Here is a 26,253-nt window from a genome sequence, read left to right as displayed (position 1 = left end):
CGAAACCCGACCTATCCTGATCGACATGAGCACTCTGTCGATCGGTGTCCGCCGGGCTGAAGCGAGTGACGCGGTGGAGATCACCGCGGTTCATGACAGCGCTTGGCGCCAGGCATATGACGGTTTGATTCCGGCGCGCGAGCTGAGCCGGATGATCGCGCGACGCGGCCAGTCCTGGTGGGGCCGCGCGATTCGCCGAGGCACCGGCATCCTCGTGCTCGAGGTCGGCGGTACGGTCGCGGGCTATGCCACCTATGGTCCCAATCGCGCTCGCAATCTCGTCCAACGCGGCGAGATCTATGAGATCTATCTGCGTCCCGAATATCAGGGTGTCGGCTTGGGCACGCGGCTGTTCCTCGCGGCGCGCCGCGAACTGGTCCGGCACGGCTTCGATTCAGCTGTCGTCTGGGCCCTTGCCGACAATGACGGCGCCTGCCGCTTCTACAAGAATGCCGGCGGCCGCAAGATTGCGCGTGGCAGCGAGCGCTTCGGCGATGTGACTCTCGCCAAGGTTGCCTTCGCATTCGCACGCGGATGACGCAATTGCGAGATCGGCCTTGCGGGCGGGCGGCCGTCCGCTTATGAGCGGGTCGCTATGAGCGGATCGCCCGGCTGCGCCTCAGTGCGGCTGTCGGCTTCCGTGCCCTCAACACCGCACCAGGGATGTTTCCATGCGCATCGACGCAGTGCCGATCGGCAAGAACCCTCCGCACGACATCAACGTGATCATCGAGGTGCCGGTTGGCGGCGAGCCGATCAAGTATGAAATGGACAAGGAAGCCGGCGCGCTCTACGTCGACCGCTTCCTCTACACGCCGATGCGCTATCCGGGCAATTACGGCTTCGTGCCGCATACGCTCTGTGGCGACGGCGATCCGATCGACGTGCTGGTCACCAATCAGCGCGCGATCATTCCGGGCGCTATCATGAATTGTCGCCCGGTCGGCGTGCTTCGCATGCGCGACGAAGGCGGCGAGGACGAGAAGGTGATCGCGGTTCCCTCGACCAAGCTCACCCGTCGCTACGAGAAGATCGAGAGCTACAAGGATCTGCCCGAGATCACGCTCCGTCAGATCGAGCACTTCTTCCAGCACTACAAGGATCTCGAGAAGGACAAGTGGGTCGAGATCTCGGGCTGGGGCGACAAGGCCGAGGCCGAGCAGCTGATCCTCGACGCCATCGAGCGCGCCAAGAAGGCCTGAGCATGACAGCCGCGACCGCCACCGGGCTTCATCGTCGCGGTTTCATGCTGGCGGTGGGCGCTCTGCTCGCCGCCAGCCTGCCATCGCCTGGACATGCGCAACAGTCGCCCGCGACCGCGCAGGAATTTCTCGAATCGATCTACGGGACCTACCGCAACAACGGTGCCGGCATCGATCGCAGCGACGATGCGGTCCTCAAGCGCTATTTCACGCCGGAGCTCGCCGGCATCATTTCGGACGATGACGCGCGCGCGGCGGCGGACGGGGAGGTGCCCAACCTTGACGCCGATCCCTTCATCGACGCGCAGGACGGCGATATCGGCGACATCACGGTTACGGTATCCGACGCGCCCGGCGGGCGGATGATGGGCCATGCGGCCTTCACGAATTCTGGCGAACCGAAGGCGATCGACCTCGTGCTCGTCGAGACGCCGGCCGGCTGGCGCATCGACGACATCCTTTGGCCGGAAGGCACGCTGCGGGGCCTCTACAGCCACTGAGCGCGGCTCAGGCGGAGAGTTCGGCCGCACGCGCCATGAGCGCTGCCGGCTCGCCCGCGATCCGCAGCGTCTTCAGCCGCGCGGTATGGCCGCTCGCGACGGTGACAGCGGATTTCGGCAGATCGAAGAGATCAGCGACCAACGTCGCCAGAGCTGTATTGGCAGCGCCCTTTTCAGGCACCGCCCGCACCCGCGCCAGCAGCACGATCCGTCCGTCAGCAAGGCTGGCGACGCCGTCTATGGCATCGCGGCCACCGCGCGGCGTCAGGCGGATGTCGAGAAGGATGCCGCCTGCCTCGGTCCGCGCGAAGGCAGCCCCGCTCAAAACACGTTTGGATAGACGTAGCGGATGATCACCTGCTGGATCAGGATGATGCCAAGCAGGAGGACGACCGGCGAAATATCGATGGCGCCAAGCGTCGGGACGACCCGCCGGATCGGACGCAGCGCAGGCTCCGTCGCCTGGTAAAGGAAGTTGCCGATCGCCGAGACGATCTGGTTGCGCGGATTGACCACGCCGAAGGCGAAAAGCCAGCTGAAGATCGCACTGGCAATGATGATGTACCAGTAGAGGTTCAGGGCGATCATGACGACGTCGAGGATGGCGCGCATTGGTTTCCCGAATGAGGCGGAGCGATGGTTTTTGGGCCGCCCATCATGTAGCCGTCGACTGCCTCCCCCGCAACCCGCCCGGCTAGTCGCCGCAGCTTGACAGCCCCCGCTACGACACCCTAAATGGCGCCCGTCGCTCAGCGACGGGGCCGTAGCTCAGATGGGAGAGCGCTGCAATCGCACTGCAGAGGTCAGGGGTTCGATTCCCCTCGGCTCCACCAATCAAATCAATGGCTTAGTCAATTTCACTGATGGTTTGTCAAATAACCGTCAAATAAACACGGTCCAGCTTGTACGAACACGTGCGGATGGCCGATGCTCCTTTTTACAGCGTCTGGCGGACGCGGCGCCTGGAGATATCCGAAGCGTCGAAATTCGGGCTGGCGGGTTAGGCGACCCAACATAGTCGCGCTCGACCTATGACGTTCGTCCGCGGACGATCTGACGTCGTGCTGGAGTTGCAGGGCACGGCCTGTTCGGGCTGGAGACGGCATCGTCACCTCGCGATCGTTGTGCTGCCCGCTGAGACACCTCCAAGAACTCGAGGAAAGCCGTCGCTACCTACACCGCAAGTGATAGCGGTGAAGATGCATCGGCAGGGAACGGCTGCCGCCAATTTGGGGCGTTCGCGCCCATACCGACCATTTGAAGTTACAGGATCCGTAATACAACGGCTCGCAGACCGACGCTGCCGGTGACATTGGCGGATGGATAATCCCGCGGCGTGCCAATCCCTGAAGCGCGCCCGCTGACGGGATGGCAGTGCGCGTCGCCAACTGCGCGACGTTTGGCAAGACGCAACCGCGATCGCCTTGCTTGACATTGCCATTGGCGCACTAACTCATCGCCTGATGAGCTTCGCCACGGCCGCCCACGACCGGCTATCACGGCTGCGCCGGGTCCTCGACGCACCCTCTCCATCAGGAGCGGCTGTGCGCTTGTTTGCATGGGCGCTGCCATTGGCGATGCTCACGGCGTCGATCGCCAAAGGCCTTGCTCCCGACGGCGTGCTGCTCGCGACGAGTCTTTTCGCGGTCATGGCCGCCCTGACGGTCGCCGGGCTGCGCAACGCCTACACCCATCCGCGCCTCGGCCTCTGCAACATGGTGACCCTCGGCCGCGCCGCCCTAACGTCTTCCCTGGTCGCGCCGCTCGCTGGGCCGGATCCGATCTCCGATGACACGGCATGGCTCGTCGTGGCGGTGGCGACGATCGCGCTCGCGCTCGACGCCGTGGACGGATGGCTGGCGCGCCGAGACGGCCTCGCCTCGCCGTTCGGCGCCCGCTTCGACATGGAGGTTGACGCGGCGCTCGGGCTTATTCTCGCCCTCCTGGTGCTCGCGTCGGGCAAGCTCGGGCCATGGGTGCTTGCGCTCGGGTCGATGCGCTATGTCTATGTCGCGGCGGGCCTCGCACTGCCTTGGCTAAACGGCCCCCTACCAGAAGCCTATCGCCGGAAGGCGATCTGCGTCGTTCAGATTGCGGCGCTGATCGCACTCAACGCGCCGGCCGTCAGCGGCGTGACGGCGATTGTCATCGCGGCCGCAGCCACGCTAGCGCTCGGCTGGTCCTTCGCGATCGATATCCTGTGGCTCGCCCGGAGACGCCACTCGTGAGGCCGGCCCGCCGCCTCCGCGCGCCGGCCCTCGTCCTCGCCGCCCTCGTCTTCCTGCTGGTGCTGGTCGCGCCGAACACACCGTCGGACCTCACCCCTTGGGCAGTCGTGCGGCTGCCGCTGGAACTGCCGGTCCTCCTGCTGGTGCTCGCCGCGCTTCCGGGACGCTCGGTCGGAACGCGGTTGCTGCGCGCGGCGCTGGTCGCGGCGCTCGTTCTCATCACCGTGCTGAAGCTCGCCGATCTCGGGACCTTCACCGCCTTCGCCCGCCCGTTCAACCCGGCCGTCGATCTCCATCTCGTCGAGGCTGGTATCCGGCTCGCAATCAGCGCCGCAGGCCTGCCGCTGGTGCTGTTGGCCACGGCCTTTGCCGTGCTGGCCATCGGAGGCTTGACTGCCGTCCTTTGGTGGGCCAGCGGATGCTGGGCGGGCCTTGCTGCCGGACGCATCGCCCTGATGGCGGCCTGTCTTGCAGTCCTCGTCGTGGCGGCCGATATCGCCGGTGTGCTCCCGGATCGTATGCCTTTCAAGGCCTATGCCATACGGGTCATGGCCGATCATATCGACACGTATGCAGAGACGCGTGCCGATCTCGTCCGCTTCCGCGTCGCGGCAGCGTCCGATCCCTTTGCCGGGGCCAATGGCCTCTTCGACCGACTTGACGGCCGCGACGTGTTCATCGTCTTCATCGAAAGCTATGGCCGCTCCAGCTTCGACAACCCGCTCTATGCCCCGACCCATCGCGCGACGCTGCGGGCCGCTGAGCCGCGCCTGACCGCGGCCGGGCTCGCCATGCGGTCGGGTTGGCTGACCTCACCCGTCGAGGGCGGCCAAAGCTGGCTCGCGCACAGCACGCTCGAATCCGGCCTGACGATCTCCAATCAGACACGCTACCGCGCGCTGCTCGCCAGCCGCCGCGAGAGCCTCTATGACCTCGCCGCCGCCTCGGGCTTTCGCACCGCCGCGATCATGCCGGGCATTACGATGGCGTGGCCGGAGGGGCCGGCTCAGGGCTTCGAGACCATCCTGGCGGCCGCCGATCTCGGCTATCGCGGCCAGCCGTTCAACTTCGTGACGATGCCGGACCAATATACGCTGGCCGCCTTCGATCGGCTCATCCCCCGCGGACCCAATGCCGGTCCGCTCTTCGCCCAGATCGTGCTCCTCTCCTCGCATGCGCCGTGGGTGCCGGTGCCACAACTGATCCCGTGGAGCGATGTCGGCGAGGGCACCGTCTTCGATCGATGGGCGACCACGGGCGATACGCCCGAGACCGTCTGGCGCGACCATGATCGCGTGCGTGAACAGTACCGGCAGGCGATCGATTATTCGCTGCAGGTGATCCTCTCCTATGCCGAGCGCCAGTCTGGCCGGCCGCCCCTCATGGTGATTCTCGGCGATCACCAGCCGGCGCCCTTCGTGGCCGGCATCGACAGCCGCGACGTGCCCGTGCACCTGATCGGACCACTCGACCTCGTGGCGGATTTCGACGACTGGGGCTGGACCGTCGGACTTCTCCCTGCGGGGAACGCCCCTGTCTGGCCGATGAGCGAATTCCGCGACCGCTTCATCCGCGCCTTGAGTACAACCGCCCCCGTCGCTGCGAATTGACGAACACACGACACCACGTTTAGCGGAAGGTCTGCCTTCGCCAAGGACCACCGTCTCGACGACGACCGATTTGAAAAGGCAACTGCCAAACAGGCGGCGGGGCGAATTTACTGTCCTGGGGCCAACAGCGGACCAATCAAGGCGCAATGCGAAGTGACGTCCATTTCAGCAACGGGTAGTCTTGCGGACAACTAAAGCGGGATTGAGGTCGTCGTTTTCGCGCCAAAGGGAGATCCGGTTAAGAGCGCGCCTAAGCATCCAGTATGTGACCGCGAGCGGAACTGCAGTTTAGGGACGCTCCTTTGGAGAGCCGACATCAAACTCAGGCGATTGATGATCCTGCTGAAAACGCGGGTAATTTCGACTAATTCGCCTCAGCAGAGCTGATCGGCTCGAAATTGACGGGATCCTGCGTTGCAGGCGGTTGCGTCAAGATTCATCTCATATTTGATCGAATATGCACCGATATTGACCAGAACTTATCTTGAAAAAATAGATAACGTATCAAATACAACCATTTACATTGACATCGGCACATGCAATTGACGCCGGCCATGTCAAGATTTAACTTGAGATCAATCGATTTTTATTGACGGGCCGGGTTTCTCGGTATCGCGTCATCTGCGACTGGAAAACTTCGTTTTCGATGAAGATCTATGCAGGATCCGAACGGGAGAGGTTCCATGGCTCATATTACAGCAAACTATAAAATGTACCTGCCGGCCGGCCATCATCGCCAACCGCGCAACGCCAACGCCGAGCTTTCGCTGGCGCCTTCTTCTGGCGGCGACACGCCCTACAGCCCGCCTTACTTTCCGGAGCTGCCCTACACGCTGCCGAACAGCGGCGGCAACGGCATGGCCAAGTTGCTGTTTTGGAGTGACACCGACGGCACAACCGGTGTGGTACGGCCGCCCGTGGCCTTCGACATCCCTTCCTCGGCGAACGCGCGGACGGTGACCGGCTGGTATTTCCCGATCAGTGGCCCAGGCGGGATCGACGGCGGGTCGGCGATCATCGACGACGCCTTCTCTGCCAATCTCGGCACCTTCATCGACGACACCTTCGTCGACGTCATCAGCGATCCCTCGCTCACCGCCGACGCCAACGTCATCGGCGTGGTGCCGACCGCTTCGGCACAGACGTTGGTTGCCAAGGGGCATGTGCTCTCGGTGCCCGAGCCGTTCTCGCAATGGGTGCTCAACGACAGCATCATGCCGGTGGGCAACTCGACGCTGCATGTGCCGGCGGGAACCGATGGCATTGCCATCGCCATTTACCAGCAAGGTAGCTTCCCCAAGCCGCCGCATCTGGGACGGGATTTCGCGGAGGCGGTTCGGATTATTTTCGGTGTGATCCAGGACGGGGGTGGTCTCACCGATCACGGGCCGGTAGGGCCGTGGGACCCGCTGATCACACAACTGCTCAACGCCAGCCAGATTGCGTCGCACGCGACAAAGGTGCGCGGCAAGCTCGGCGCGGAGATCACCGCGCTCGCCGCGCAAGACACGCTCACTGTGATCCGTGCGGCTGTGCCGCAACTGGAGAAACTGGCCGGCAAGCAGAAATAGGGTGTGGGGAGCCCCGCTAGGCTGGCGCCGAACATTCGGGCGAGCGACAGCCTCCGCGCCCGCCTGTCCGCAAAGTGACAGGTGGCGATCGAGGGGGCCTGGGCGCGAATACGAACGTCTGCTTGTGCCGAGATGTAAGTGGTAGCCACCGACATTGAGGGCGCGAAGCGGCCATCCGCACGCGTGACGTGAAAGTCGCTTTGGGGGCCGGAAGTAGACTATCTGCTTTTAGAACCGCGAGGCGCGATAGCTGCCCTTCAACAGCGGTTCGGCCGAAGGCAACTATCGAGGGGAATTTACAAAGTAGCGAAAGCAGCCGCTCACACGTCATCCCAAGCGGCCGCCACTTCTTGGACATCGCACCATCGTCCAACCCATCGCTCGCGCCAAGCATGCGGCGGCCCTCGTGACTGCCAAGATTGTCCATGACGACGGCGTCGCCCGGCGACAGACGGGGTGCCGCGAGCCCCCTTCCGTCAAGGAGACGCTACGAGTTGTTTGACTAAAAAGCCGGACACCCTTCTTGAACTGGGTTTGGCTACATCGGAGAGAATATAGATAAGGCGGGCGCTCGTCCGCGAACGGTGACCTCGCCCGCCTCGGCACCCTCAATCCTTGCTGAAGGCCTGCGATGCCGCGAGCGTATCGAGCGCCTCCCGCAGCAGCTTGATCTTCCCGTCCTTGGCGACGAGCCGGCCAGCATAGGTCTGCTTGTAAGTCTTGCCGGTGGCGAGTACGAGGGCTTCGACCTGATATTCGCCGAACGCCTGGTCTTCGGTCCGGATCGAGATGTCGATGTTCTTGAACCGGAAGTCGGGAACCCTGACGAGGAGGCCGGCGATGAACGTCTCGATGGCTTCCGGGCCCTGGGCGCGGGCGTTTATGGTTGGCAATTCCAGGATGCCGTCATCTGCGAAAAGGCGTGCCGCAGCGGCCGGATCCTGGATGTTCGCGAGATAGGCTTCGAGAAGCTGGGTAGCGTTTTTCATCAGCGTGTCCTTCCATGGGTTAGGCTGTGACACGGAGATACGCCTTCTGATTTTTGCACAAAGATGCGAAATATGATTTCTTAATCCACGCTATTGCATAATCGCGGCAGGACTGTGGGACGATGGATCAGCTTCTCGCGATGCGCACATTCGTTCGGATCGCTGAATCCGGCACTTTCGCCAGAGCTGCCGACCTGCTCGGCCTGCCGCGCTCCACCGTCAGCAAGCTCATTTCCGATCTCGAGGATCATCTCGACACCAAGCTGATCCAGCGCACGACGAGATCCGTCACCGTCACGGCCGATGGCGCTGAGTACTATGAGCGTGCCCTTCGCCTGCTCGACGAGCTGCACGACATGGATCAGGCGGCGCGACGGACCAAGGCGCAGCCCCAGGGCAAATTGCGCGTCGATATCGGTTCTCTGCTCGCCAACCGGATCCTCATTCCGGCGCTGCCCGAGTTTCGGCAGCGCTATCCGGACATCGAAGTCTATCTCGGCGTGAACGACCGGCCGATTGACCTTGTCAGCGACGCCGTCGATTGCGTCATCCGGGGTGGCGCGCTCGACGACAGTTCCCTGATCGGCCGGCGCATCTGCGAACTGGATTATGTGACCTGCGCTTCGCCCGACTATCTCGCCGAGCGCGCGGTTCCCTCGCACCCTCGCGAACTGGAAACGGGCCACCAGCTCCTGACCTACTTTTCCGCGCTGACGGGTAAGGTCTTTCCGCTCCGTTTCGAGCAGGGCGTGGACAAGATCGAGATCGACTACCGCTACAGTGTCGCGGTCAATGAGAGCACGGCGCATCTGACGGCGCTGCTTTCAGGTCTCGGCATCGGCCAAACCTTCCGCTTCGCCGCACAGCCCTATCTGGATGATGGACGGCTCGTCCCGCTTCTCGATGCCTGGACGCGCGATTATCACCCGCTTTACGTCGTCTATCCATCGAACCGCCACCTCAATGCGAAACTGCGCGTGTTCGTCGAGTGGGTCGCCCAGATCTTCGCGCGCGTGGATGTCCGCCGCGCACTGGCTGTCGGCGATTAATCGATTTCGGCGAATTAAGAGGGTGATCTGGCATCTGATTATCCATAGGGATGATCAGTGTTTCCAGATTATCTAGCTGAACAGGGCTCTCTTTCCACGCCATCTCGGTCTGGCACGTGAACGAAAGGAACCTGCTATGACCGACGTAAAGACCCTGAACGCTGAAGAGCTTCTGTTGCGTTCGCTCGACCGTCTCCCTCGCGATCTCGACGCCTGGGCGGCCTTGTTCGCCGAAAACGCCGTCTTCGAGCTGCCCTACGCCGGCACCTTTGATGCGCCCACCAAGCGCGAAGGCCGCAAAGCGATCCTCGCCGGCATGACGTGGTTCAGGTCGCTGATCGACGACCTCAGAATCGGCGAAGTGACTGTCCACAAGCTGGCCGGCCGGGATGCGGTCGTCGCCGAATATGTGGCCACCGGCAAAATGAGCGCCAACGGCAAGTCCTTCGATCAGATCTATATTGTCCGGGTCGAGGCCAAGGATGGCCAGATCGTCTACTTCAGCGAGTATTTCGACACGCTGCGCTTCAAGAAGCATCTCGAAGGCTAAGCGCATGGTCCGATCTGCTTCCAGGTAGTGGGGCGATCTAGAACGCCGCGCGAGAGAGCAACTCCGAGCGGCGTTTTACGGCCTGTTACTGTGTTCATGCAGTGACCAAGGTCGCCTGGACACGATTGACGCACGTCCTCGCCGGGGAATCCCGCCCGCGTGGTGCAACAGTCCGAGGGCTAGTCGCGCGAACGCGGTCTCCGGCCTTGCAATCGATTGCGCGAAGTTCAGGTCTTTGAAGGTCTCGCGGGCGACAGGGGCAATGCTCCGCCAGCCCTGTAGCTACGCATGGCAAAACTCGAGCGGATGTCGCGGATAGCAGTCAACGAGAGGAGCTGCCGCAGGATGGTTGACTCATAGGTCGCCATGTCAGGGACGACGACTTCGATCAGGAAATCGACGTCGCCCGAGATCAAATGGCATGCGACGACCTCGGGCATAGAGAGGACGGCATCTACAAAGGCGTCGGCCTGGTCTTGCGCGTGACGTTCGACGCGCACCCCGGCAAACACCGTGAGACCTAGTCCGACGGCGGGACGGTTGAGGACGGCACGGTAGCCTTCGATAACGCCTCCCTCCTCAAGCAGTTTCACGCGTCGCGAGCAGGGAGACGGCGAGAGCCCGACGCGATCGGCGAGAGTGATATTGGCAATGCGGGCGTCGTTCTGGACCTCCCGGAGAATTCTTAGGTCGATCGAGTCCAGGAGCGGTTTGGTCAAAGTGTCCATTATTCGGTCTATAAAACGCCAATGCTGCCAAAGATTGGCTCCATAACTTCCATCTTTAGCACCTTTCTGGGGTCGTTGCGCGCTAAAAGCAAGGCATAGATGCAACGCCGCGGTCGGTGATAGTCCGCACCGAGAGGTGGGCTTGCAGAACAAGATCAGAGAAACGCGAGGCGCGTTTTCACGTGCTCGAGGGAAGAGTGCTGCCATGCCGTTATTGTCCCCAAAGCTTAAGCAGACGGAGAGCCCGAAGAAGATCATCGTCGCCGGCGTGGCGGGGCCGTGGGACGTCAGATCCGTGGGACAAGAAAAACAATCACTCCTAGATGTGCCCGCTGCGGGCTGAACAGTCGCGAGTAGAAAATAAAGGAAGCACTATGGCCAGGATCCTCAAAACCAAATCGCTGGTGGGCAATGTTGCCTTGGTAACCGGCGGGGCCCGCGGCCTCGGGCTGGAAACCAGTCGCCAGCTCGCCATCAAGGGCGCTCATGTCATTATCGCTGCGCGCGACATCGCCAAGGCTGAAGCAGCCGCAGAGAGCCTGCTTCGGGAAGGCTTCGATGTCTCGGCCTTAAAACTCGAAGTTACCAGCGCGGCTGACCACCAAGCGGCCTACACAGCTATCGAAAGCCTGCATGGGCGGCTGGATATCCTGATCAACAATGCCGGTATCCTGGTCGACGGCGGCGAGGGCGCCCTGGCCCCGGATCAGCCTCCAAGCGATGCCCGATCCGAGACGGTACGAGGCATCTTCGAGGTCAATTTTTTCGCCCCGGTTTTTCTCACCCAGACCTTGCTGCCGCTCATCAAGCGCTCGGAGGCCGGCCAGATCGTCAATGTGTCCAGCATTAGGGGATCGCTGTCGCACATGTCAGACCCGGCCTCGCCGGTCTATCTCAACCGTACTCTTGGTTACAACACCTCAAAGGCAGCGCTCAACGCCTTCACCATTCTTCTGGCGGAAGAGCTGCGGGGCACATCCATTAAAATAAACGCGGTTCACCCCGGTTGGCTGCGAACCGACATGGGTGGCGATGAGGCAGATATGAGCGCTCAGGAAGGCGCCGAAATTGCCGTTCACTACGCCAGCCTCGCGGCGAATGGTCCGACCGGAGGCTTCTTTTTTGGCGACGATCGCCTGCCATGGTGAGCGGTGCAGAGATGAGGTCGGAACGCGATCGAGACTGCGGAATAATATGCTCGCTGCTGCGCAGCGCGCCAATACCCATGGGTCGTGGAAAGACAACATCTAGGTCTCAAACGCAGCCAGGTCTGGGAAGGGTGTTGCCATGCTAGCGGGACCTCCACGGCTAGCCCCGACAACAGACCCTAAGACGGTCATTGTCGTTGGTGCTGGTATGAGTGGCCTCGTGGCGGCGCTCGAGCTTGAGCGGGCCGGTCACCATGTCCAGATTGTCGAGGCCCGGCGTCGGATTGGCGGTCGGGTTCATACGCAACGCGCACGAGACGGCGCACCCATGGCGGAGGCCGGGGCAGGTCGAATTCCCCGGTCGCATCGCTGGACGTGGGACTACATAGATCAGATGGGGCTTGCCACCAGGCCGCTCTATCCGGCCGGCCTCAAAAACATCGTGCTGATCGACGGCAAACGCTGGGTCATCGACTCCAAGACGGACTTGGCCGCGACGGTCGATTTGCCGCCGGAGGAGAAGGCGCTGGGATATGCTGGCCTGATCAAGACGCATGTGCTGGAGAACGTTGAAAAGCTCGTGGCGGCAGAGGTAATCGACACGCCCGCATGGCCACCATCTGCGCTGGCTCACCTTGACCGGCTCTGCATCGTCGATCACCTTGCCGCGCAGGGTCTGTCGCCGGGAGCCATCAAGTTGCTTACCCTCGGCGCTTTCCCGACCGCCATTTCGCCCCTGATGCTCTCCCGCGTCCTCGCGACCTATGATCGTGAAAGCTTGTCGGTTATCGAGGGTGGCAATGACCGCCTGCCGGCCGCCATTGCCGCACAACTACGCGGCCCGATCTTGCTCAACTCACCGGTTCGGTCCGTAGTGCAGTTCGCCGACCGCATCGAGATTGCCGTCGCAGGGGCAAGGCCGAAGGCCATAATGACCGCAGATGCACTCATCTGCACGGTCCCATTCTCAGTTCTGGGCCGCGTCCGGTTCGAGCCAGCGCTTAGCCCCGCAAAGCAACAGATCCTGGCCGAAATTCGCTACACCAAGGCGACCAAGGTGGCGTTCAAGATGTCAGCCCGTTTCTGGGAGTCTGAACAGCTGAGCGGGTTCGCCCAGCTCGATACGGGCGCAGAAATCTGGAGCCCGCGATGGTCCGCCGACGATGGCAGCGGAGTACTTCAGTTTTATCAGCAAGGTGAGCGGGCCGCCGAACTGGACGCAATGGACGAGCCGGCTCGGGCCCAATGGGCAATGGGACAGATCGAAAAAGCCTTCCCCGGAGCGAGCCGTCATGTGCAGGAATCAACCAGCTATTCGTGGCAGCTCGATCCCTGGGCTGGCGGCGCTTATGGAATCCCGCAGCCTGGTGATCTCTTCCGCTGGCAAGGGAATATCGCCTCGCCCGAGGGTCGTATCTACTTTGCGGGCGAGCACACGTCGGACTATTCAGCCTGGATAGAGGGTGCCGTCAGGTCGGGACATCGCGCAGCCACCGAATTGCATGAGGCAACTTTCGAAAGCCATAGGTGAACTCACCGACCCCTTGAGCGGCTTTGGAGAATTTCGGCCTTTTTGAAATTCAAATCATGGCGGAGAGAGCTTCACCGCCGTTTCGCAGGGCTGAGAAGTTCGACCATACTACGAAAGTTGGTCAGGGTAGCGAGTCGCTCAACAACTCCATCATGTGTCAGTGACCAACTGTATCTAAGGGTATGCCTGTTCAGATGGCTAAACCCGGAAGGCACCGAGGGCGGAGGGCCGCAAAGGCGAGAGCGTCGGTTCGTAGAAAGGCCTTTTGAACCGCACCGGGTTTGTCGATAACCCCAACGGCATCGTCAGCCATCTCGGCAGACGCACAGAACATCCTGCAGATGCCACGACCGAGTATATCCCGACCAGTTCCGACGTGAAGCTGGCGCCGGGACTCGCCGCACACCTCACCCACGAAACGATGGAAAAGCTGGTCTATCTCGACTGGGGCGTCGTGGCGGAGCACCGCGCCGAATGCACCATGCAATTCGATCGTTTGATCAAGGGCTGAGCATCACCATGAAATCGCCAGCCCTCCCGTCCTGCTGCAATTCGGTTCCTTTCGCTGGGCGGCTTCGTCGCCCCCATGGGAGTGCTGGCTGTCTACAGCCTGAGCGCCGGGGAACCCCCAGCCTCTTCGGCAACTATGCCGCCTTTTTGGAAGATCCCTTCAATCGGTGACGATGAGGCGCGCGAGCTCCTTCATCCTGGCCATCGCCTCCTGCGTGACGCCGCGCACCTTCTTCGATTTCCTCTCCCCGGTCAGCTCGTTGGATGGGGTGCCCGCGAGAAGTGCGGTCGCGTAGGCCGAAGTGTAGTTATTCGCCGCAACCATCAGCTCGGTGGCCTCGATCTGCCGCAGCGGCTTCATCCGCTTAAGGATCTCGAATACCGCCATCGGGGCACATCGTATCCTTCAGCATAGAGACGACCTCGTGGCCTATACCGTCGAGTAAACTAGCCTTCCGCCTCACACTGTTGACGTTCAGACTGAGCGGGCGGGCGATCTTTTCGCTGGAGACATCGAGGCATTGCTGTCCCTTCTCGATCAGCAAAGACATCATGCTGACCCACTCAGGTGTGGTGCCGATCTTTTCCGCGATCCGCCGGTCAGTGTACCCGCGCTTGCGCAGCGTAGAGACGTCCTGGAGCAGGTCTATGGATCGGTGCTGCCGCCGGGCGCAATTCTCGACCAGACTCATGATCAGGCACTCCTCCTCGGAGGCCTCTATCACGATGGCAGGGATCTCAGTTCGGCCTAATTCGCGGAATGCCTCGATGCGCCCCTGGCTACAGGCGAGGCCGCAGGATCGATGACCGTCTGGCTCGATGATGGTGTTCACTCGGATCGGTCGCGTCAGGCGGACTGTCCGGATGCTCTCGACCACCTCCATGAACTTGCGCCGGTTCCGAACGCGCGGGTTCAAGACGCGGATCCGCTCGATCGGGATCATCTGCACATGCGTGTTGGTCATCCACCGGCGTGGACCCTGGCCGAGCTTCGAATCTGTCGAGTTCGCCACGCTGATCTGGGTGGACTGGTTCAACAATCGCCGGCTGCTAAAGCCCATCGGCGACATCCCGCCGGCCGAGGCCGAGGAACGCTACTACGCGATGCTGGATGAGCCAGCCATGGCGGCGTGACTCAAGCCAAAAGGCCTCCGACAAACCCGATGCGGTTCAGGAGAACTCTGCTGCGAAAATCGAAGCGTCAATGTTCCTTCCAGACACGACGCAAGCCGCCGCTTCACTGTCTCGACGACAAGTCTGATGATCTTTCAAAGAAATCAGCAGAACTATGAGCGCAAGGAGCGCTCCGCGCGTGTTCCGGCGCCCCTTTTGCGTCCAATGCGGTCAAGTCGATGCTCAATCGCACTGCGGTAGGGCGGCTGCACGGGGCGGCGAGGACAAAGGCGCTTGCTGGAACGAGACTTGCTTCGCGAAGCGGTCCCATCTCCGTCCATTGGGAGCGTCATGAGCCCGATCGTCGCAGCGGCCCCCGCGAAACAGACTTCCGCCCTCAGCGCGGCTGAAGACGGGATCGCCAATCTTTTTCGCCGCCTTGACCTAAGCGAGGGGGAAGAGGAGACTCAAATCATCGCCGACACGCTCGTGCGGGCGCTCGGCTTCACCTACTTTTCCTACGGCCTTCCGTGGCTGGCCTCAGACTGGGGCCGGCCCAACGATATCGGCATGCTGCTCAGCACTTATCCTGAAGACTGGCAGAACCTTTATCGGCGCCGGAACTATCACTCTGCCGACGCGGTAATCCTTTACGGGCGCCATGCCCTGCGCCCGTTCAATTGGGGCGACGAACGCCATCTGCGTGGCCTAGAGCCAAGCGCGCGGCGCATCTTCTTCGAGGCGCAGGACTTCGGTATCAGCAGCGGCATCGCCATCCCCGTCCATGGGCCGCGCAATATGAGCGGCGTGTTCTCCGTTGCCGGGCCGGAAGCGCGCCAGCCCGAAGCCGATATCGGGCAGCCGGCGCTTCATGCGCTGCTTGCCGTCGCGCAGATGGTCCACGCTCATGTCGTGCAATGGCGCACCGAGCGCCGACCGCAGGCGACGGTCAAGCTCTCGGAGCACGAACGTCTCTGCCTGCTCTGGACGACACAGGGCAAGACGTCGTGGGAAGTGGCACAGATCATCGGGCGCAGCAAGGCGACAGTCGATTTCCACCTGCGCCGCGCCGCCTCGAAGCTGGACGCCTCCAACAAGGTGCATGCAGCCTTCAAGGCACGCGAGCTGAATTTGCTGTGATGCCCCGCTACCGGGCTATGGCGCTCTGACCTCATCCAGCCGGTAGATATGCTGGGCATTGTCGAAGAACAGGGCGGCCTGCTGAGACGCCGGAAGATGTCTCACGGCCTGGCGCAAGGCATTCCAGATTTCCGCGACCGACATGGTAAGCCGGCAGACCGGCGCGTCGGTACCGAACATCGCCCGGTCGGGCCCGAAGCTGGCAAGGCAATGCGCAACAAGCTCACGAATACTGTCCAGCGTCCAGCCGGCGTCATAGGCGCCGGGGCTTGAGATCTTGATAATCGTGTTCGGCGCCGACGCGACCGTCACGATTGCGTCGTGCCAGCGCTTCATCCCCGCCGCGTCGCGGTCGATCGGGCTGCCGCAGTGGTTGATCACGATTGAAAGGTCGGGAAAGGCGGCCGCGAGATCGGCGACGGCCTCGGCTTGATAGGGATACATCATCAGTTCGAGATGCAACCCGTGGTCGCGCACGCGCCCGACATCTCGGCGGAAGTCCGGGGCGTAGGCAAGGCGCGGATCTCCGACGAAGCTCTTCTCCGGATCGGGATGGCAGCTAAGGATGGCGCGAATGCCCGCGACCCGCGGCGACGCAGCCTGCGCAGCGATCAGTTTTGCTGTATCCGGAGTGCCGAGCCGGGCATTGGCGACATAACGCAAACCCACGCCCCCGCCCTTCTCCAGGGCATCAAGCCAGCGCGTCTCCTCGGCCGGATCGCCCGCCCACAGCGCCTCGATATGGACAGTTGCCACGACGTTCTGGCCGGCCGAATCCTCCAGGAAGTCCTCGACTAGATAGGTTGAGGCGACCGACGACAACGCGGCCAGTGGCCCTGACGACTGCATGAGCCAAGGATGCCTGTTCATCGAAAGGTCCCAGAGGTGATGATGGGTGTCGATGATCGGCCCGCGATAGAGGCCATCTGGCGCGCCGTCCACCTCCGAGTCAGCCGGCGAGGCCCGCATGGGTCTTCAGGAAGCCGAGCACGGCAGGATGATAGCGATCGGCAGCGTCCCAAAACGGAAGATGGCCGGAGTTGCGGAAGATGACGATCTCGGATTGCGGCAGGTGCTCCCACATCAGTCGGGCATATTCCGGCAGCAGATAGTCCCACTCGCTGGTCGTCACCAGCGTCGGCACCGCGATGCGCGGCAGGTCGGCCATGCGGTCCCAGTCGCGCAGATTGCCCGAGCAATTATAGAAATGCGGGCCGAACATGGCCGAGAACGGGCCGACGCCAATACCCTCGGCGCGCATGCCTTCGACCAGCGGCTCCGGCCAGTGGTCCATGCGGCACATGTGCCTGTACGTCAGCAGCGTACGGGCGGCGAGATATTCGGGATGGTCGATCGACCCCTCCGCCTCGCGTAGCGCCATCATCCGCGCCGTATCCGAGCCGAGCGCCTGCTTGCACCGGTCGAAGCCGCGGATGAGGCGGGGCATGCTGGCGGCGCTGTTGCCGATCACAAAGGCGCGGACCCGGTCGAGATGGGCGAGGCAATACTCGATCCCGAGCATGCCGCCCCAGCTGTTGCCCAGCAGGAAGAAGCTGTCCCAGCCGAGCTGCTCGCGCACGGTCTCCACTTCCTCGACAAAACGGTCAACGACCCAGAGTGAAGCGTCCTCCGGCCGGTCGGAACGGCCGCAGCCAAGTTGGTCCCAGCTGACAACGTCGAAGCCCTCGGCCGCATAATTCTTGTGGGCCTCGTAGACATAGCTGCAGGGGACGCCCGGTCCGCCATGGACGACAAGAAGCGGGATTCCGCCCTCGCCGGAGCGGTATCCGGCAAGGCGGTGAGCGCCGAAGCGCAGGCTGAATTCGGTCATGCGGCTAATCCTTTCGGCAAATCGGGGGTGTCTTCGGCGAAATGGCAGGCAACGAGCCGCGTCCCGTCGATGGCGCGCGGCGTAGGCGCCTCGACGCGGCAGCGTTCCTGCGCCATGGGGCAGCGCGGAGCGAACCGGCACCCGGCGCCGAGGCCCACTCCATTCGGAACCTCGCCGGGCAACACCTCGCGGCGACGAACCCGCAGCCGCGGATGCGCGACCGGCACCGCTTCCAGCAACAGGCGCGTATAGGGATGGCGCGGCCGCCGCAGCACGTCGCGGGCCGGGCCGATCTCGACGATGGCACCAAGATACATGACGGCCACCCGGTGGCTCAGATAGGCAACCGTGCCGATGTCATGCGAGATGAACACATAGGACAGGCCACGCGAAGTCTGGAGGTCGGCCATCAGGTTCAGCACCTGGGCGCGGACGGAGACGTCGAGCGCCGATACCGGCTCGTCGGCGACGATGATCCGCGGCGAAACGGCGAGAGCGCGTGCGATGGCGATGCGCTGGCGCTGACCGCCCGAGAATTCATGCGGATAGCGCCCGAGCATCGCGGCAGAAAGGCCCACCTGCGCCGCGAGGTCGGCGACGCGCGTCTCAAGCTCCGCCCCGCGCGCAAGGCCATGGATCGCCATCGGCTCGCCGATCAGGTCGCCGGCCCGAATGCGCGGATTGAGCGAGGCGTAGGGATCCTGGAAAATCATCTGGATCTGACGCCGATAAGCCAGCACTTCGCTCGGCAGCAGCGCATCGACCCGCTTGCCCTCAACGAGGACATGGCCCGTTGTCGGCCGCGTCATCCGCAGGATCATACGGGCGAGCGTCGACTTTCCGCAGCCGCTCTCGCCGACAAGCCCCAGCGTCTCACCGGGGTTGACGACGAAGCTGACAGTATCGACCGCCCGCACCGGCGCAGCCGGGCGGCCGAACAGGCTTCGGCGCTGGGCAAACTCCTTGCTGACCGCGTCGAGGATAAGGGCTGGCGCGGGCGCGTTCATGCTGCCGCCCTCACCCAGCAAGCGGCCGTGTGGCCCTCGGCGACCGTCCGCATTGGCGGCATCTCGGCGCTGCAACGCTCGATCGCGAGCGAGCAGCGCGGGGCGAAGGGGCATCCACTGAGCCGTTCGCCCGGCGATGGCACGCTGCCCGGCAGTTCCGCGAGGCGGATGCGATCGGCGCCGTCGGCAACCAGGAGGTCCAGCCGTGGCACCGCGGCCAGCAGCCCCTCGGTATAGGGATGACGCGGCGCATCGAAGAGCTGCAGGCAATCGGCGATCTCGACGACCCGGCCTGCATAGAGGACGGCAATCCGGTCGGCCATCTCGGCCACGACGCCGAGGTCATGCGTGATGAGCAGGATCGAGGTGCCGAGCCGCTCCTTGATGTCGAGCAGCAGGTCGATGATCTGTGCCTGGATCGAGACATCTAGCGCGGTGGTCGGCTCGTCGGCGATGATGAGGTCAGGCTCGCAGGCCAGCGCCATGGCGATCATCACGCGCTGCCGCATACCGCCCGAGAGCTGGTGCGGATACTGCTTCAGCCGCGCTTCGGGGTTCGTCATGCCAACGAGGCGCAGCAGATCGAGCGCCCTGGCGTCGGCCGCTGCACGGCTGACCTTGCGGTGGAACTGCAACCCCTCGGTCAGTTGGCGACCGATGGTCAGCACCGGGTTCAGCGACGTCATCGGTTCCTGGAACACCATGGAGACGCGGCTGCCGCGGGTGCGGATCATATCGTCGCGAGACTTGCGCAGCAGGTCGTCGCCACCGAGCAGCACGCGCCCCGCGGAGACCTGCCCCTCGGTGGGCAGCAGCCCCATGATCGATAGCGCGGTCAGCGATTTGCCGCTGCCCGACTCGCCGACCAGCGCCAGCGTTTCGCCGCGTCGCAGGGCGAAGCTGACGTCCCGGAGCGCCGCGGCGGCCGAGCTGCCGCGCCCGAACGCCACCGTGAGATCCTCGACGGCGAGCAGGCCTGCCATGGGGCTCTCGACATCGGCCATCACAGCGTCCTCTGGCGCTGGCGCGGGTCGAGCAGATCGCGCACACCGTCGCCGAACAGGTTGAACGCCATGACGGTCACGAAGATTGCGACCCCGGGGCCGACGACCAGCCAGGGCGCCCGCGTGATGTAGTTGCGGCCGGTCGACAGCATCAGGCCCCATTCGGGCATCGGCGGCTGGGCGCCGAGGCCGAGAAAGCTGAGCGCCGCGGCGGAGAGGACGGCGGCGGAGAAGCCCAGCGACGCCACCACGATCATCGGCGGCAGGACATTGGGCATCAGGTGGCGGACGACGACCCGGATATGGCTGGCGCCGACCACTTGCGCCGCATCAACATAGGGTTTCTGCCTCTCCGAGAGGACGACGGCATAGGTGACCCGCGCATAATAGGGGATGGCGCTGAGTCCCACTGCGATCATCGCATTGGTGAGGTTGGGCCCGAGAAACGCGACAAGGCCGAGGGCGATCAGCACATCGGGGAAGGTGTAGAGCAGGTCCATGACCCGCATCAGCAGGCCGCCGAACCAGCCGCCGGCATAGGCGGCGGCGGCCCCGATCGCGACCCCGAAGACGAGGCCGATGCCCACCGCCACTAACCCGATATAGAGCGTGTAGCGCGCACCGAAGATGACGCGGCTGAGAATGTCGCGCCCAAATTCGTCCGTCCCGAGCAGGAACTTTCCGCCGGGAACCGCGAGGCGCCGCCCGGTGCCGATATGGTCGGGATCGAACGGGGCGATGATGGGAGCAAGGAGCGCCACCAGCACGACGAAGAGGACGATGCTGCCGCCGATGACGAGAGAGCGCGAGCGCAGCATGCGGCGCAGTAGCTGGCGGCGCGGCGAGGCGATACCTGTTCCGCGATCGACCGTGTCGGCGACGATGGGGATCGGTGTGCTCATTGGACGGAAATCCGGGGATCGAGCCAGGCATAGGCGACGTCGAGCAGCACCGACATCACCACGATGATGGTGGCGAACAGCAGGATGAAGCCTTGGATCAGCGGATAGTCGCGGTAGCTGATTGCCTGGATCGCGAGCCGGCCCAGGCCATTCCAGCTGAACACGTTCTCAACCACGACCGCGCCGCCCATCAGATAGCCGAAGACAACGCCGATGATGGTGACGACACTGATCATCGCCGGGCGCAGCGCGTGGCGGAACAGCACGATGCCCTCGGGCAGTCCCTTGGCACGCGCGGTGCGGATGAAGTCTTCGCCGAGAACCTCGATCATAGCCGAGCGCGTCATCCGGGCGATGATCGCCATATAAGTGACGCCGAGCGTCATGGCGGGAAGGACCATGCTGCGCCAGTCTTCACCCGCCACCGGCAGCCAGCCGAGCGTCATCGAAAACAGCAGAACGAGCATCAGGCCGAGCCAGAAATTGGGCAGCGAGACCCCGGCGACCGCAAAGACCATCAGAGCGGAATCCGCCCAGCTTCCCCGGTGATAGGCGGCGAAGAAGCCGAGCGGCATGCCGAAGCCGACCGCGATGGCAAGGCCGGCGAAAGCGAGGGCGAAGGTGTTGGGCAGTCGCTCCATCAGCAGCGTCAGCACCGGCTCGCTGCCGAAGATCGAGCGGCCGAGGTCGCCGGTCAGCAGGCGGCCCATATAGTGGAAATATTGCTGCCACAGGGGCAGGTCGAGCCCCAGCATGTGCCGCATCGCGGCCAGCTGCTCGGGGCTCGGTGCCGAGTTTTGAGCCATCATCATCGCCACGGGATCGCCGGGAATGAGGTGGATCAGCATGCAGACGAGGAAGCTCGAGATGATCAGCGTCACGAGCGCGGTGAAGAGGCGGCGCAAGATGAAGCGGGTCATGCCGGGCCTCCAGGTCTGCGCCGGGTCAAGGCAGCTTCACGTCGTTGAAGATCGGCATCACCGTGTAGCCCTGCTTGAAGCCGGTGACGTTGCTCTTGCTCGTCGCAAGCCAGAACCAGCCCGGAGTGAACAGCGGAATTTCATACGCCTCGGTCAGAAGAAACTTCTGGATGTCGAGGATCTTGGCCTCGCGCGCCGCGCCCGAGAGCGCCCGCTGCTCGACCAGCATCTTCTGCAACTCGGGATCGTCGATGCCCTGGCTTGCATAGCCCGGCGGCTGGAACAGGAAGACGAGGTAGTCGGGGTCCGGACCAGACATGCCCATGGTCCAGATCGCGGGCGTGCCGGTCGTCTCCTTGTTCTTGCCCGTCATGTAGTCTACCCAGGTGGCGAACTGCCGCTGCTCGATCTTGACGTTGATGCCAACCGCCGCGAGCTGCTGCTGCATGACCACGACCGACTCGTCCCAGCCCTGCAAGGGCGAAACCGAGAAGATCAGGTCGAGCGGATGGTCCGGTCCGTACCCCACTTCCTTGAGCAGAGCTTTCGCCTTCTCCGGATCGTAGGACGTTGCCCATTCCGCGCATTTCGCCGGGTCATAGCCGAGGAGGCCGGGCGCCACCGGGCAGGTCGAGGACTGGACAAGACCGTTGAAGCCGATATCGACCATGGCGTCGCGATCGACCGCATAGCCCACGGCACGGCGAACGCGCGCGTCGTCGAGCGGAGGGATCTTGGCCGTGAAGCCGATATAAGCGAGCTGGCCGGTGCGGCCGGCGCCCGTATAGACGGTGTAGTCCTTGTCCTGCGCTAGATCGGCCGCATCCTGCAGCGAAGGCTCGGCGAACGTGACCTCGCCGGTCTTGAGCGCCGCCATGCGGGACGGACCCTCGGGAATGACGCGGAAGATCAGCCGCTTGGCATAGGGCGCGCCGGGGTTTTCGACGAGCGGATTGACGTTGACATAGTCGGGGTTGGCCGCGAGCACAAGGCGGTCGTTGCGCACCCATTCGACGAACTTCCACGGGCCAGTGCCGACGGGCTTGACGTCGCTGCCCTGGATCGTCGCCGGGCACATCATCAGAGCCTGCGCGCTGGCCAGGAAGGTCGGCAGCGGCGAATAGGGCTTGGACAGCTTCACCGTGAGAACGTCGCCGTTTACTTCTGTCGAGGTGATGCTGCCATAGGACGAGGCATTGGAGCTGCCGGTCTTCGGGTCGATGGCGCGATCGATGTTCCACTTCGCGGCGTTGGCGTCGAAGATCGTGCCGTCATGGCACTTGATGCCCGGCCGCATGGTGAAGGTGAAGGTCATGTTGTCGGGGCTGGCGGTATAGGACGAGGCGAGCCCGCCGACGACCTGACCCTTGTCGTTGAGGTTCAGCAGATTGTCGTAGATCTGCGTCATCACCTGGAACGAGATCGTCGTCGAGACGCGCGCCACGTCGAGGCTGTCTGCGTCCTGGGCGCGGGCGAAGATGATATCGCCGGGATCGGCCAGGGCCGGGCCGGCCAGACCGGCCAGGAGGGTCGAGGCATAGAGCAATTGGCGAAGACAGGACGGCATGGGGCAAGGTCCTTTGTCGGGCTAGTAGTCGAACGGGGCGCCGGAGATCCGCCCCTCGAACAGGCAGGCAATCACCGCTAGGCCGTTTGGGGGACTAGTAAAGTTGCTAGTTCGCGTGCGGGCGGCGGTGGGTGAGACTGCCGGTCCGGCGCCGCGCTGTTTGCGCGGCCACCAACAAGCGGGACGGCAACTCCATGCACACGATCGTCAACAACACGCGGATCTGGTTTGACGTCGACGGCGCGGGTCTGGTGCCGGATGGACCGGTAATGCGGCAACGGCCGACGCTGGTCCTCCTACATGGCGGGCCGGGCTTCGACCACTCCTCGTTCAAGCCGCAGCACGGCCTGCTCACGGACGTCGCCCAGATCGTCTATGTCGACCATCGCGGCAATGGGCGCTCGGGCTACAGCGATCCGGCCCACTGGACCCTGGCGCAGTGGGCCGACGACCTCAGGGCACTGTTCGCCCAGCTCGGCATCGAGCGCCCCGTCGTTCTCGGCCTCTCGTTCGGCGGCTTCGTCGCCCAGAGCTACGCGCTGCGCCACCCCGATCATCTCTCCGGGTTGGTCCTTTCGAGCACTGCGGGCAAGTTTCGGCTCGACCGCTGCCTGGACACCTTCATGCGGCTGCACGGCACCCGAGCCCATTCGGTCGCCGAAGCCTTTTGGACGGATCCGGGCGATGTGGGCAAGGTGCAGGCTTATTTGGACGAGTGCTTCCCGCTCTACAATCCGACGCCGCGGCCGGCCGATACCGATAAGCGTTCGACCTTCAATCCGGCAATGCTCGAGCATTTCTTCAACGCCGACGGCGAGGGATTCCGGTTTGACTTCCGTGACCGGCTGAAGCTGATCCGATGCCCGACCCTGGTCCTCGGCGGCGATCTCGACCCGGTCACGCCGATTGCCGATTCCGATGATATCGCCGCGGCGCTGCCACCCGCGCTGGTGCGCTACGAGCGCTTCATCGGCGCCGGTCACGGCGTCGGGCGAGACCAGCCCGGTCGCTATCTGGCGGTCCTGCGCGAATTCCTGGCTGAGACCGCGGCGTGACGAACGAGGCGGCGGCCTCGGCCATCAGAGACGAGGAGATGACGTCCATGCATGACTGGCTGCCCGAGGCGATCGCCTATGCCGAAGACTGGCTCGGCCATCAGATGCGCGCGAGCGAACAGCCGGGCTGCGTCCTGGCGGTCGCGGAAGGCGGCGCGGTAGTGGCGGAACGCGCGTTCGGCATTGCTGACCTCGCCAGCCGCACGCCGCTGACGCCGGCGCACCGGTTCCGCGTCGCTTCGCATTCGAAGACCTTCACGGCAGCGGCGATCATGAAGCTGCACGAGGCCGGTCTGCTGCACCTAGACGATCCTGTCGGCCGCTATGTTACGGGCCTGCCCGCCGACAATGTGGCGGTTACGATTAGCCAGTTGCTTTCGCACAGCGCCGGCCTGCTGCGCGACGGCTTGCGGGCCGTGCACTGGCAGGATCGCCAGCCGTTCTTCGACGAGGCGGCGCTGCGGGCCGAATTGGCCGCGCCTCTCACCCTCGCGGCCAATACGCGCTTCAAATATTCGAATGTCGGCTTCGGCCTCGCCGGACTCGTCATCGAGGCCGTCACGGGCGAACCCTACCGGCGCTGGATCGAACGCGAGATCGTGACGCCTTCGGGCCTCAACGCCACCGCAGCCGACATGCCGTTACCTTCGCCGGCACCGCTGGCGACCGGTCATAGCGGCAAGCGGCCGTTGGGACGGCGGGTCGCCATCCCAGGGCACAATCCGACCAATGCCCTGGCCTCGGCAACCGGCTTCGTCAGTACCGCGGGCGATCTGGCCCGCTTCATCGGCAGCCTCGACCCGGCTGCACCGTCGAGCGTCCTTTCGCCTGCCAGCCGCCGCGAGATGACGCGCCGCCACTGGGTGGTCCCTGACGACAGCCTCGGGCGGCACTATGGGCTCGGCACGATCGCAGGCACCACCGAGGGTCATGCCTGGTTCGGCCATTCCGGTGCTTTCCAGGGCTTCATCAGCCGCACTGCCTGCGTGCCGGACTGGGGCGTCACCGTCTCGATCGTCACCAACTGCATCGACGGCCTGGCCAATCCCTGGGTCGAGGGGGTGCTGTCCATCATGCATCGCTTTGCCGAGGGCGGGCCGGCCAGTGCCGATGTCGCCGACTGGAAGGGGCGCTGGTGGAGCTACTGGACGGCTCTCGATCTCGTCCCGATCGGTTCGAAGGTCTATGCCGTGATGCCCGACCTGATGGCCCCGTTCACCGATGCCGTCGAGCTCGCCGTCACGAGCCCTACCGAGGCCCGCATCAGAAAGGCCAACGGCTTCGCCAGCCATGGCGAGCTGGCGGTGCGGACGCTGGACGCTGAGGGCCAAGCCATGATGCTGACCTATGGCGGCATGGAGCTCCTACCCGAAGCCGTGCTTGTCGAGGAACTCGCACACCGAATTGGCGGCGCAGGAGCCGAGAAGTCGGTCTGACCGGCAAGACAACACTCGCAATTACCTGCCTCGAACCCACGCACGGAGCGATCATGATCCGCCCCATTCTCACTCATCCCGATCCGATCCTACGCGAAATCTCCATCCCTGTGCCCGCCGTCACCGAGGCGACGCTGGCGCTGCTCGATGACATGCTGGAGACGATGTATCAGGCCGAGGGACGCGGGCTTGCGGCGGTCCAGATCGGCGTGCTGCAACGCGTCGCCGTCGTCGACACCGACTGGAAGCAAGGCGAGAGGAACCCGCTCTTCTTCGTCAATCCGACCATCACATGGTCCTCCGAGACAATGACGGCCCGCGAAGAAGGCTGCCTGTCGATTCCCAACCAGCCGAGGACCGTCAAGCGGCCGGAGCGCGTGAAAGTGAGCTATCTCGACCGCAACGGCGTCGACCGTGTCACGGAGCTGGACGGAATGCTCGCCATGGTGATCCAGCACGAGATCGACCATCTCGACGGCGTACTGATCCTCGATCACGTGACTCCATCGCAGCCCGATCCGATCACTTAAGGCCGCAGCACACAGGCCTCCCGCACCGCGGCTGCCGGCTCCTGCATCACGACGGCCATAGTCGGAAGCCCCCCGCCGGTTGAACGCGTCGATCGCATGCTTCGCGGGCACAGAGGCGGTCGCCTCAGCACC

Annotated in this window: 28 protein-coding genes, 1 tRNA gene and 1 pseudogene; 17 read left to right on the top strand and 13 right to left on the bottom strand. The window is 63.7% G+C overall.

Annotated features, from left to right (window positions below):
* Positions 1–25 precede the first annotated feature (25 nt).
* The 3 genes from LB518_RS23600 to LB518_RS23590 all read left to right on the top strand — a co-directional run bounded on the left by LB518_RS23600 (position 26) and on the right by LB518_RS23590 (position 1,702).
* Positions 26–538, top strand: a complete 513-nt coding sequence (locus tag LB518_RS23600) for a GNAT family N-acetyltransferase (RefSeq protein ID WP_224580298.1) — start codon at positions 26–28, stop codon at positions 536–538.
* Positions 539–671: 133 nt separating this feature from the next.
* On the top strand, positions 672–1,202 hold the full coding sequence (ppa, locus tag LB518_RS23595; RefSeq protein ID WP_224580281.1) for an inorganic diphosphatase: 531 nt from the start codon (positions 672–674) through the stop codon (positions 1,200–1,202).
* A gap of 2 nt (positions 1,203–1,204) precedes the next feature.
* Entirely contained in the window at positions 1,205–1,702 is a 498-nt protein-coding gene (locus LB518_RS23590) for a YqhG/Tai3 family protein (RefSeq protein ID WP_224580280.1), read from the top strand.
* A 7-nt stretch (positions 1,703–1,709) separates the two neighbouring features.
* Here the strand turns inward: LB518_RS23590 and LB518_RS23585 are convergent, their stop codons facing one another.
* A complete protein-coding gene (locus LB518_RS23585; protein ID WP_224580279.1) occupies positions 1,710–2,027 on the bottom strand; it encodes a DUF167 family protein in 318 nt (105 codons plus the stop codon).
* Positions 2,024–2,314 (bottom strand): YggT family protein, encoded by a 291-nt coding sequence (locus tag LB518_RS23580; protein WP_224580278.1) that lies wholly within the window; start codon positions 2,312–2,314, stop codon positions 2,024–2,026. Before LB518_RS23580 ends, LB518_RS23585 begins: the two co-directional genes overlap by 4 nt.
* A gap of 145 nt (positions 2,315–2,459) precedes the next feature.
* Here LB518_RS23580 and LB518_RS23575 point away from each other — a divergent pair.
* From LB518_RS23575 to LB518_RS23560, 4 genes are all read left to right on the top strand, one after another.
* Positions 2,460–2,535: transfer RNA gene (locus tag LB518_RS23575), tRNA-Ala, on the top strand.
* A gap of 711 nt (positions 2,536–3,246) precedes the next feature.
* On the top strand, positions 3,247–3,930 hold the full coding sequence (locus LB518_RS23570; protein WP_224580277.1) for a CDP-alcohol phosphatidyltransferase family protein: 684 nt from the start codon (positions 3,247–3,249) through the stop codon (positions 3,928–3,930).
* Positions 3,927–5,540, top strand: coding sequence for a sulfatase-like hydrolase/transferase (locus LB518_RS23565; RefSeq protein ID WP_224580276.1), 1,614 nt, complete (start codon positions 3,927–3,929; stop codon positions 5,538–5,540). The genes LB518_RS23570 and LB518_RS23565 overlap by 4 nt, the downstream gene beginning before the upstream one ends.
* Positions 5,541–6,223: 683 nt before the next feature.
* Positions 6,224–7,111 (top strand): hypothetical protein, encoded by an 888-nt coding sequence (locus tag LB518_RS23560; protein WP_224580275.1) that lies wholly within the window; start codon positions 6,224–6,226, stop codon positions 7,109–7,111.
* Positions 7,112–7,719: 608 nt separating this feature from the next.
* On the opposite strand, the gene LB518_RS23555 is transcribed toward LB518_RS23560, so the two are convergent.
* Complete coding sequence (locus tag LB518_RS23555) at positions 7,720–8,100, bottom strand: nuclear transport factor 2 family protein (protein WP_224580274.1); 381 nt, start codon at positions 8,098–8,100, stop codon at positions 7,720–7,722.
* 122 nt (positions 8,101–8,222) lie between these two features.
* Here LB518_RS23555 and LB518_RS23550 point away from each other — a divergent pair, with 122 nt between their 5' ends.
* Both LB518_RS23550 and LB518_RS23545 read left to right on the top strand, forming a co-directional pair.
* Positions 8,223–9,149, top strand: coding sequence for a LysR family transcriptional regulator (locus LB518_RS23550; RefSeq protein ID WP_224580273.1), 927 nt, complete (start codon positions 8,223–8,225; stop codon positions 9,147–9,149).
* 136 nt (positions 9,150–9,285) lie between these two features.
* On the top strand, positions 9,286–9,699 hold the full coding sequence (locus LB518_RS23545) for a nuclear transport factor 2 family protein (RefSeq protein WP_224580272.1): 414 nt from the start codon (positions 9,286–9,288) through the stop codon (positions 9,697–9,699).
* Between the two features lie 227 nt (positions 9,700–9,926).
* Here the strand turns inward: LB518_RS23545 and LB518_RS23540 are convergent, their stop codons facing one another.
* Entirely contained in the window at positions 9,927–10,427 is a 501-nt protein-coding gene (locus tag LB518_RS23540; RefSeq protein WP_224580271.1) for an Lrp/AsnC family transcriptional regulator, read from the bottom strand.
* 374 nt (positions 10,428–10,801) lie between these two features.
* Here LB518_RS23540 and LB518_RS23535 point away from each other — a divergent pair, with 374 nt between their 5' ends.
* The 3 genes from LB518_RS23535 to LB518_RS23525 all read left to right on the top strand — a co-directional run bounded on the left by LB518_RS23535 (position 10,802) and on the right by LB518_RS23525 (position 13,617).
* Positions 10,802–11,575: an SDR family oxidoreductase gene (locus LB518_RS23535; protein WP_224580270.1), complete on the top strand. Its 774-nt coding sequence runs from the start codon at positions 10,802–10,804 to the stop codon at positions 11,573–11,575.
* A 139-nt stretch (positions 11,576–11,714) separates the two neighbouring features.
* Positions 11,715–13,106, top strand: coding sequence for a flavin monoamine oxidase family protein (locus tag LB518_RS23530; protein WP_224580269.1), 1,392 nt, complete (start codon positions 11,715–11,717; stop codon positions 13,104–13,106).
* 265 nt (positions 13,107–13,371) lie between these two features.
* Positions 13,372–13,617: a hypothetical protein gene (locus tag LB518_RS23525; protein ID WP_224580267.1), complete on the top strand. Its 246-nt coding sequence runs from the start codon at positions 13,372–13,374 to the stop codon at positions 13,615–13,617.
* 159 nt (positions 13,618–13,776) lie between these two features.
* Here LB518_RS23525 and LB518_RS23520 read toward each other — a convergent pair whose 3' ends face one another.
* On the bottom strand, positions 13,777–14,004 hold the full coding sequence (locus tag LB518_RS23520) for a plasmid partitioning protein RepB C-terminal domain-containing protein (RefSeq protein WP_224580266.1): 228 nt from the start codon (positions 14,002–14,004) through the stop codon (positions 13,777–13,779).
* A complete protein-coding gene (locus LB518_RS23515) occupies positions 13,982–14,560 on the bottom strand; it encodes a ParB N-terminal domain-containing protein (RefSeq protein WP_224580297.1) in 579 nt (192 codons plus the stop codon). Before LB518_RS23515 ends, LB518_RS23520 begins: the two co-directional genes overlap by 23 nt.
* 16 nt (positions 14,561–14,576) lie before the next feature.
* On the opposite strand from LB518_RS23515, the pseudogene LB518_RS23510 reads away from it, so the two are divergent.
* Together LB518_RS23510 and LB518_RS23505 are read left to right on the top strand one after the other, a co-directional pair.
* Positions 14,577–14,750, top strand: a pseudogene (locus LB518_RS23510) (IS3 family transposase); the annotation flags it as partial.
* A 330-nt stretch (positions 14,751–15,080) separates the two neighbouring features.
* The gene (locus LB518_RS23505) at positions 15,081–15,869 is read left to right on the top strand and encodes a helix-turn-helix transcriptional regulator (RefSeq protein ID WP_224580265.1); all 789 of its coding nucleotides are present in this window, start codon (positions 15,081–15,083) and stop codon (positions 15,867–15,869) included.
* Between the two features lie 15 nt (positions 15,870–15,884).
* Here the strand turns inward: LB518_RS23505 and LB518_RS23500 are convergent, their stop codons facing one another.
* The 7 genes from LB518_RS23500 to LB518_RS23470 are packed head-to-tail and all read right to left on the bottom strand — an operon-like array spanning position 15,885 to position 23,100.
* Positions 15,885–16,838, bottom strand: a complete 954-nt coding sequence (locus LB518_RS23500; protein WP_224580264.1) for an amidohydrolase family protein — start codon at positions 16,836–16,838, stop codon at positions 15,885–15,887.
* The gene (locus LB518_RS23495; protein WP_224580263.1) at positions 16,819–17,700 is read right to left on the bottom strand and encodes a proline iminopeptidase-family hydrolase; all 882 of its coding nucleotides are present in this window, start codon (positions 17,698–17,700) and stop codon (positions 16,819–16,821) included. Before LB518_RS23495 ends, LB518_RS23500 begins: the two co-directional genes overlap by 20 nt.
* Positions 17,697–18,707: an ABC transporter ATP-binding protein gene (locus tag LB518_RS23490; protein WP_224580262.1), complete on the bottom strand. Its 1,011-nt coding sequence runs from the start codon at positions 18,705–18,707 to the stop codon at positions 17,697–17,699. The genes LB518_RS23495 and LB518_RS23490 overlap by 4 nt, the downstream gene beginning before the upstream one ends.
* On the bottom strand, positions 18,704–19,711 hold the full coding sequence (locus LB518_RS23485) for an ABC transporter ATP-binding protein (protein WP_224580261.1): 1,008 nt from the start codon (positions 19,709–19,711) through the stop codon (positions 18,704–18,706). The genes LB518_RS23490 and LB518_RS23485 overlap by 4 nt, the downstream gene beginning before the upstream one ends.
* Complete coding sequence (locus tag LB518_RS23480) at positions 19,711–20,613, bottom strand: ABC transporter permease (protein ID WP_224580260.1); 903 nt, start codon at positions 20,611–20,613, stop codon at positions 19,711–19,713. The genes LB518_RS23485 and LB518_RS23480 overlap by 1 nt, the downstream gene beginning before the upstream one ends.
* On the bottom strand, positions 20,610–21,533 hold the full coding sequence (locus LB518_RS23475; protein ID WP_224580259.1) for an ABC transporter permease: 924 nt from the start codon (positions 21,531–21,533) through the stop codon (positions 20,610–20,612). Before LB518_RS23475 ends, LB518_RS23480 begins: the two co-directional genes overlap by 4 nt.
* Before the next feature lie 25 nt (positions 21,534–21,558).
* Entirely contained in the window at positions 21,559–23,100 is a 1,542-nt protein-coding gene (locus tag LB518_RS23470; protein WP_224580258.1) for an ABC transporter substrate-binding protein, read from the bottom strand.
* A 194-nt stretch (positions 23,101–23,294) separates the two neighbouring features.
* Here LB518_RS23470 and LB518_RS23465 point away from each other — a divergent pair, with 194 nt between their 5' ends.
* From LB518_RS23465 to def, 3 genes are read left to right on the top strand one after another with little or no spacing between them, the layout of a single operon-like run.
* Positions 23,295–24,155, top strand: a complete 861-nt coding sequence (locus LB518_RS23465; RefSeq protein WP_224580257.1) for an alpha/beta fold hydrolase — start codon at positions 23,295–23,297, stop codon at positions 24,153–24,155.
* A gap of 47 nt (positions 24,156–24,202) precedes the next feature.
* Positions 24,203–25,591 (top strand): serine hydrolase domain-containing protein, encoded by a 1,389-nt coding sequence (locus LB518_RS23460; RefSeq protein WP_224580256.1) that lies wholly within the window; start codon positions 24,203–24,205, stop codon positions 25,589–25,591.
* Positions 25,592–25,644: 53 nt separating this feature from the next.
* On the top strand, positions 25,645–26,121 hold the full coding sequence (gene def, locus LB518_RS23455; protein ID WP_224580255.1) for a peptide deformylase: 477 nt from the start codon (positions 25,645–25,647) through the stop codon (positions 26,119–26,121).
* The last annotated feature ends 132 nt before the right edge of the window (positions 26,122–26,253 follow it).

This window comes from Mesorhizobium sp. BR1-1-16 (assembly GCF_020165495.1).
GTDB lineage: Bacteria > Pseudomonadota > Alphaproteobacteria > Rhizobiales > Kaistiaceae > Kaistia.
The sequence above is the reverse complement of the archived record's forward strand: the minus strand, read 5'-3'. Positions and strand labels throughout refer to the sequence as shown.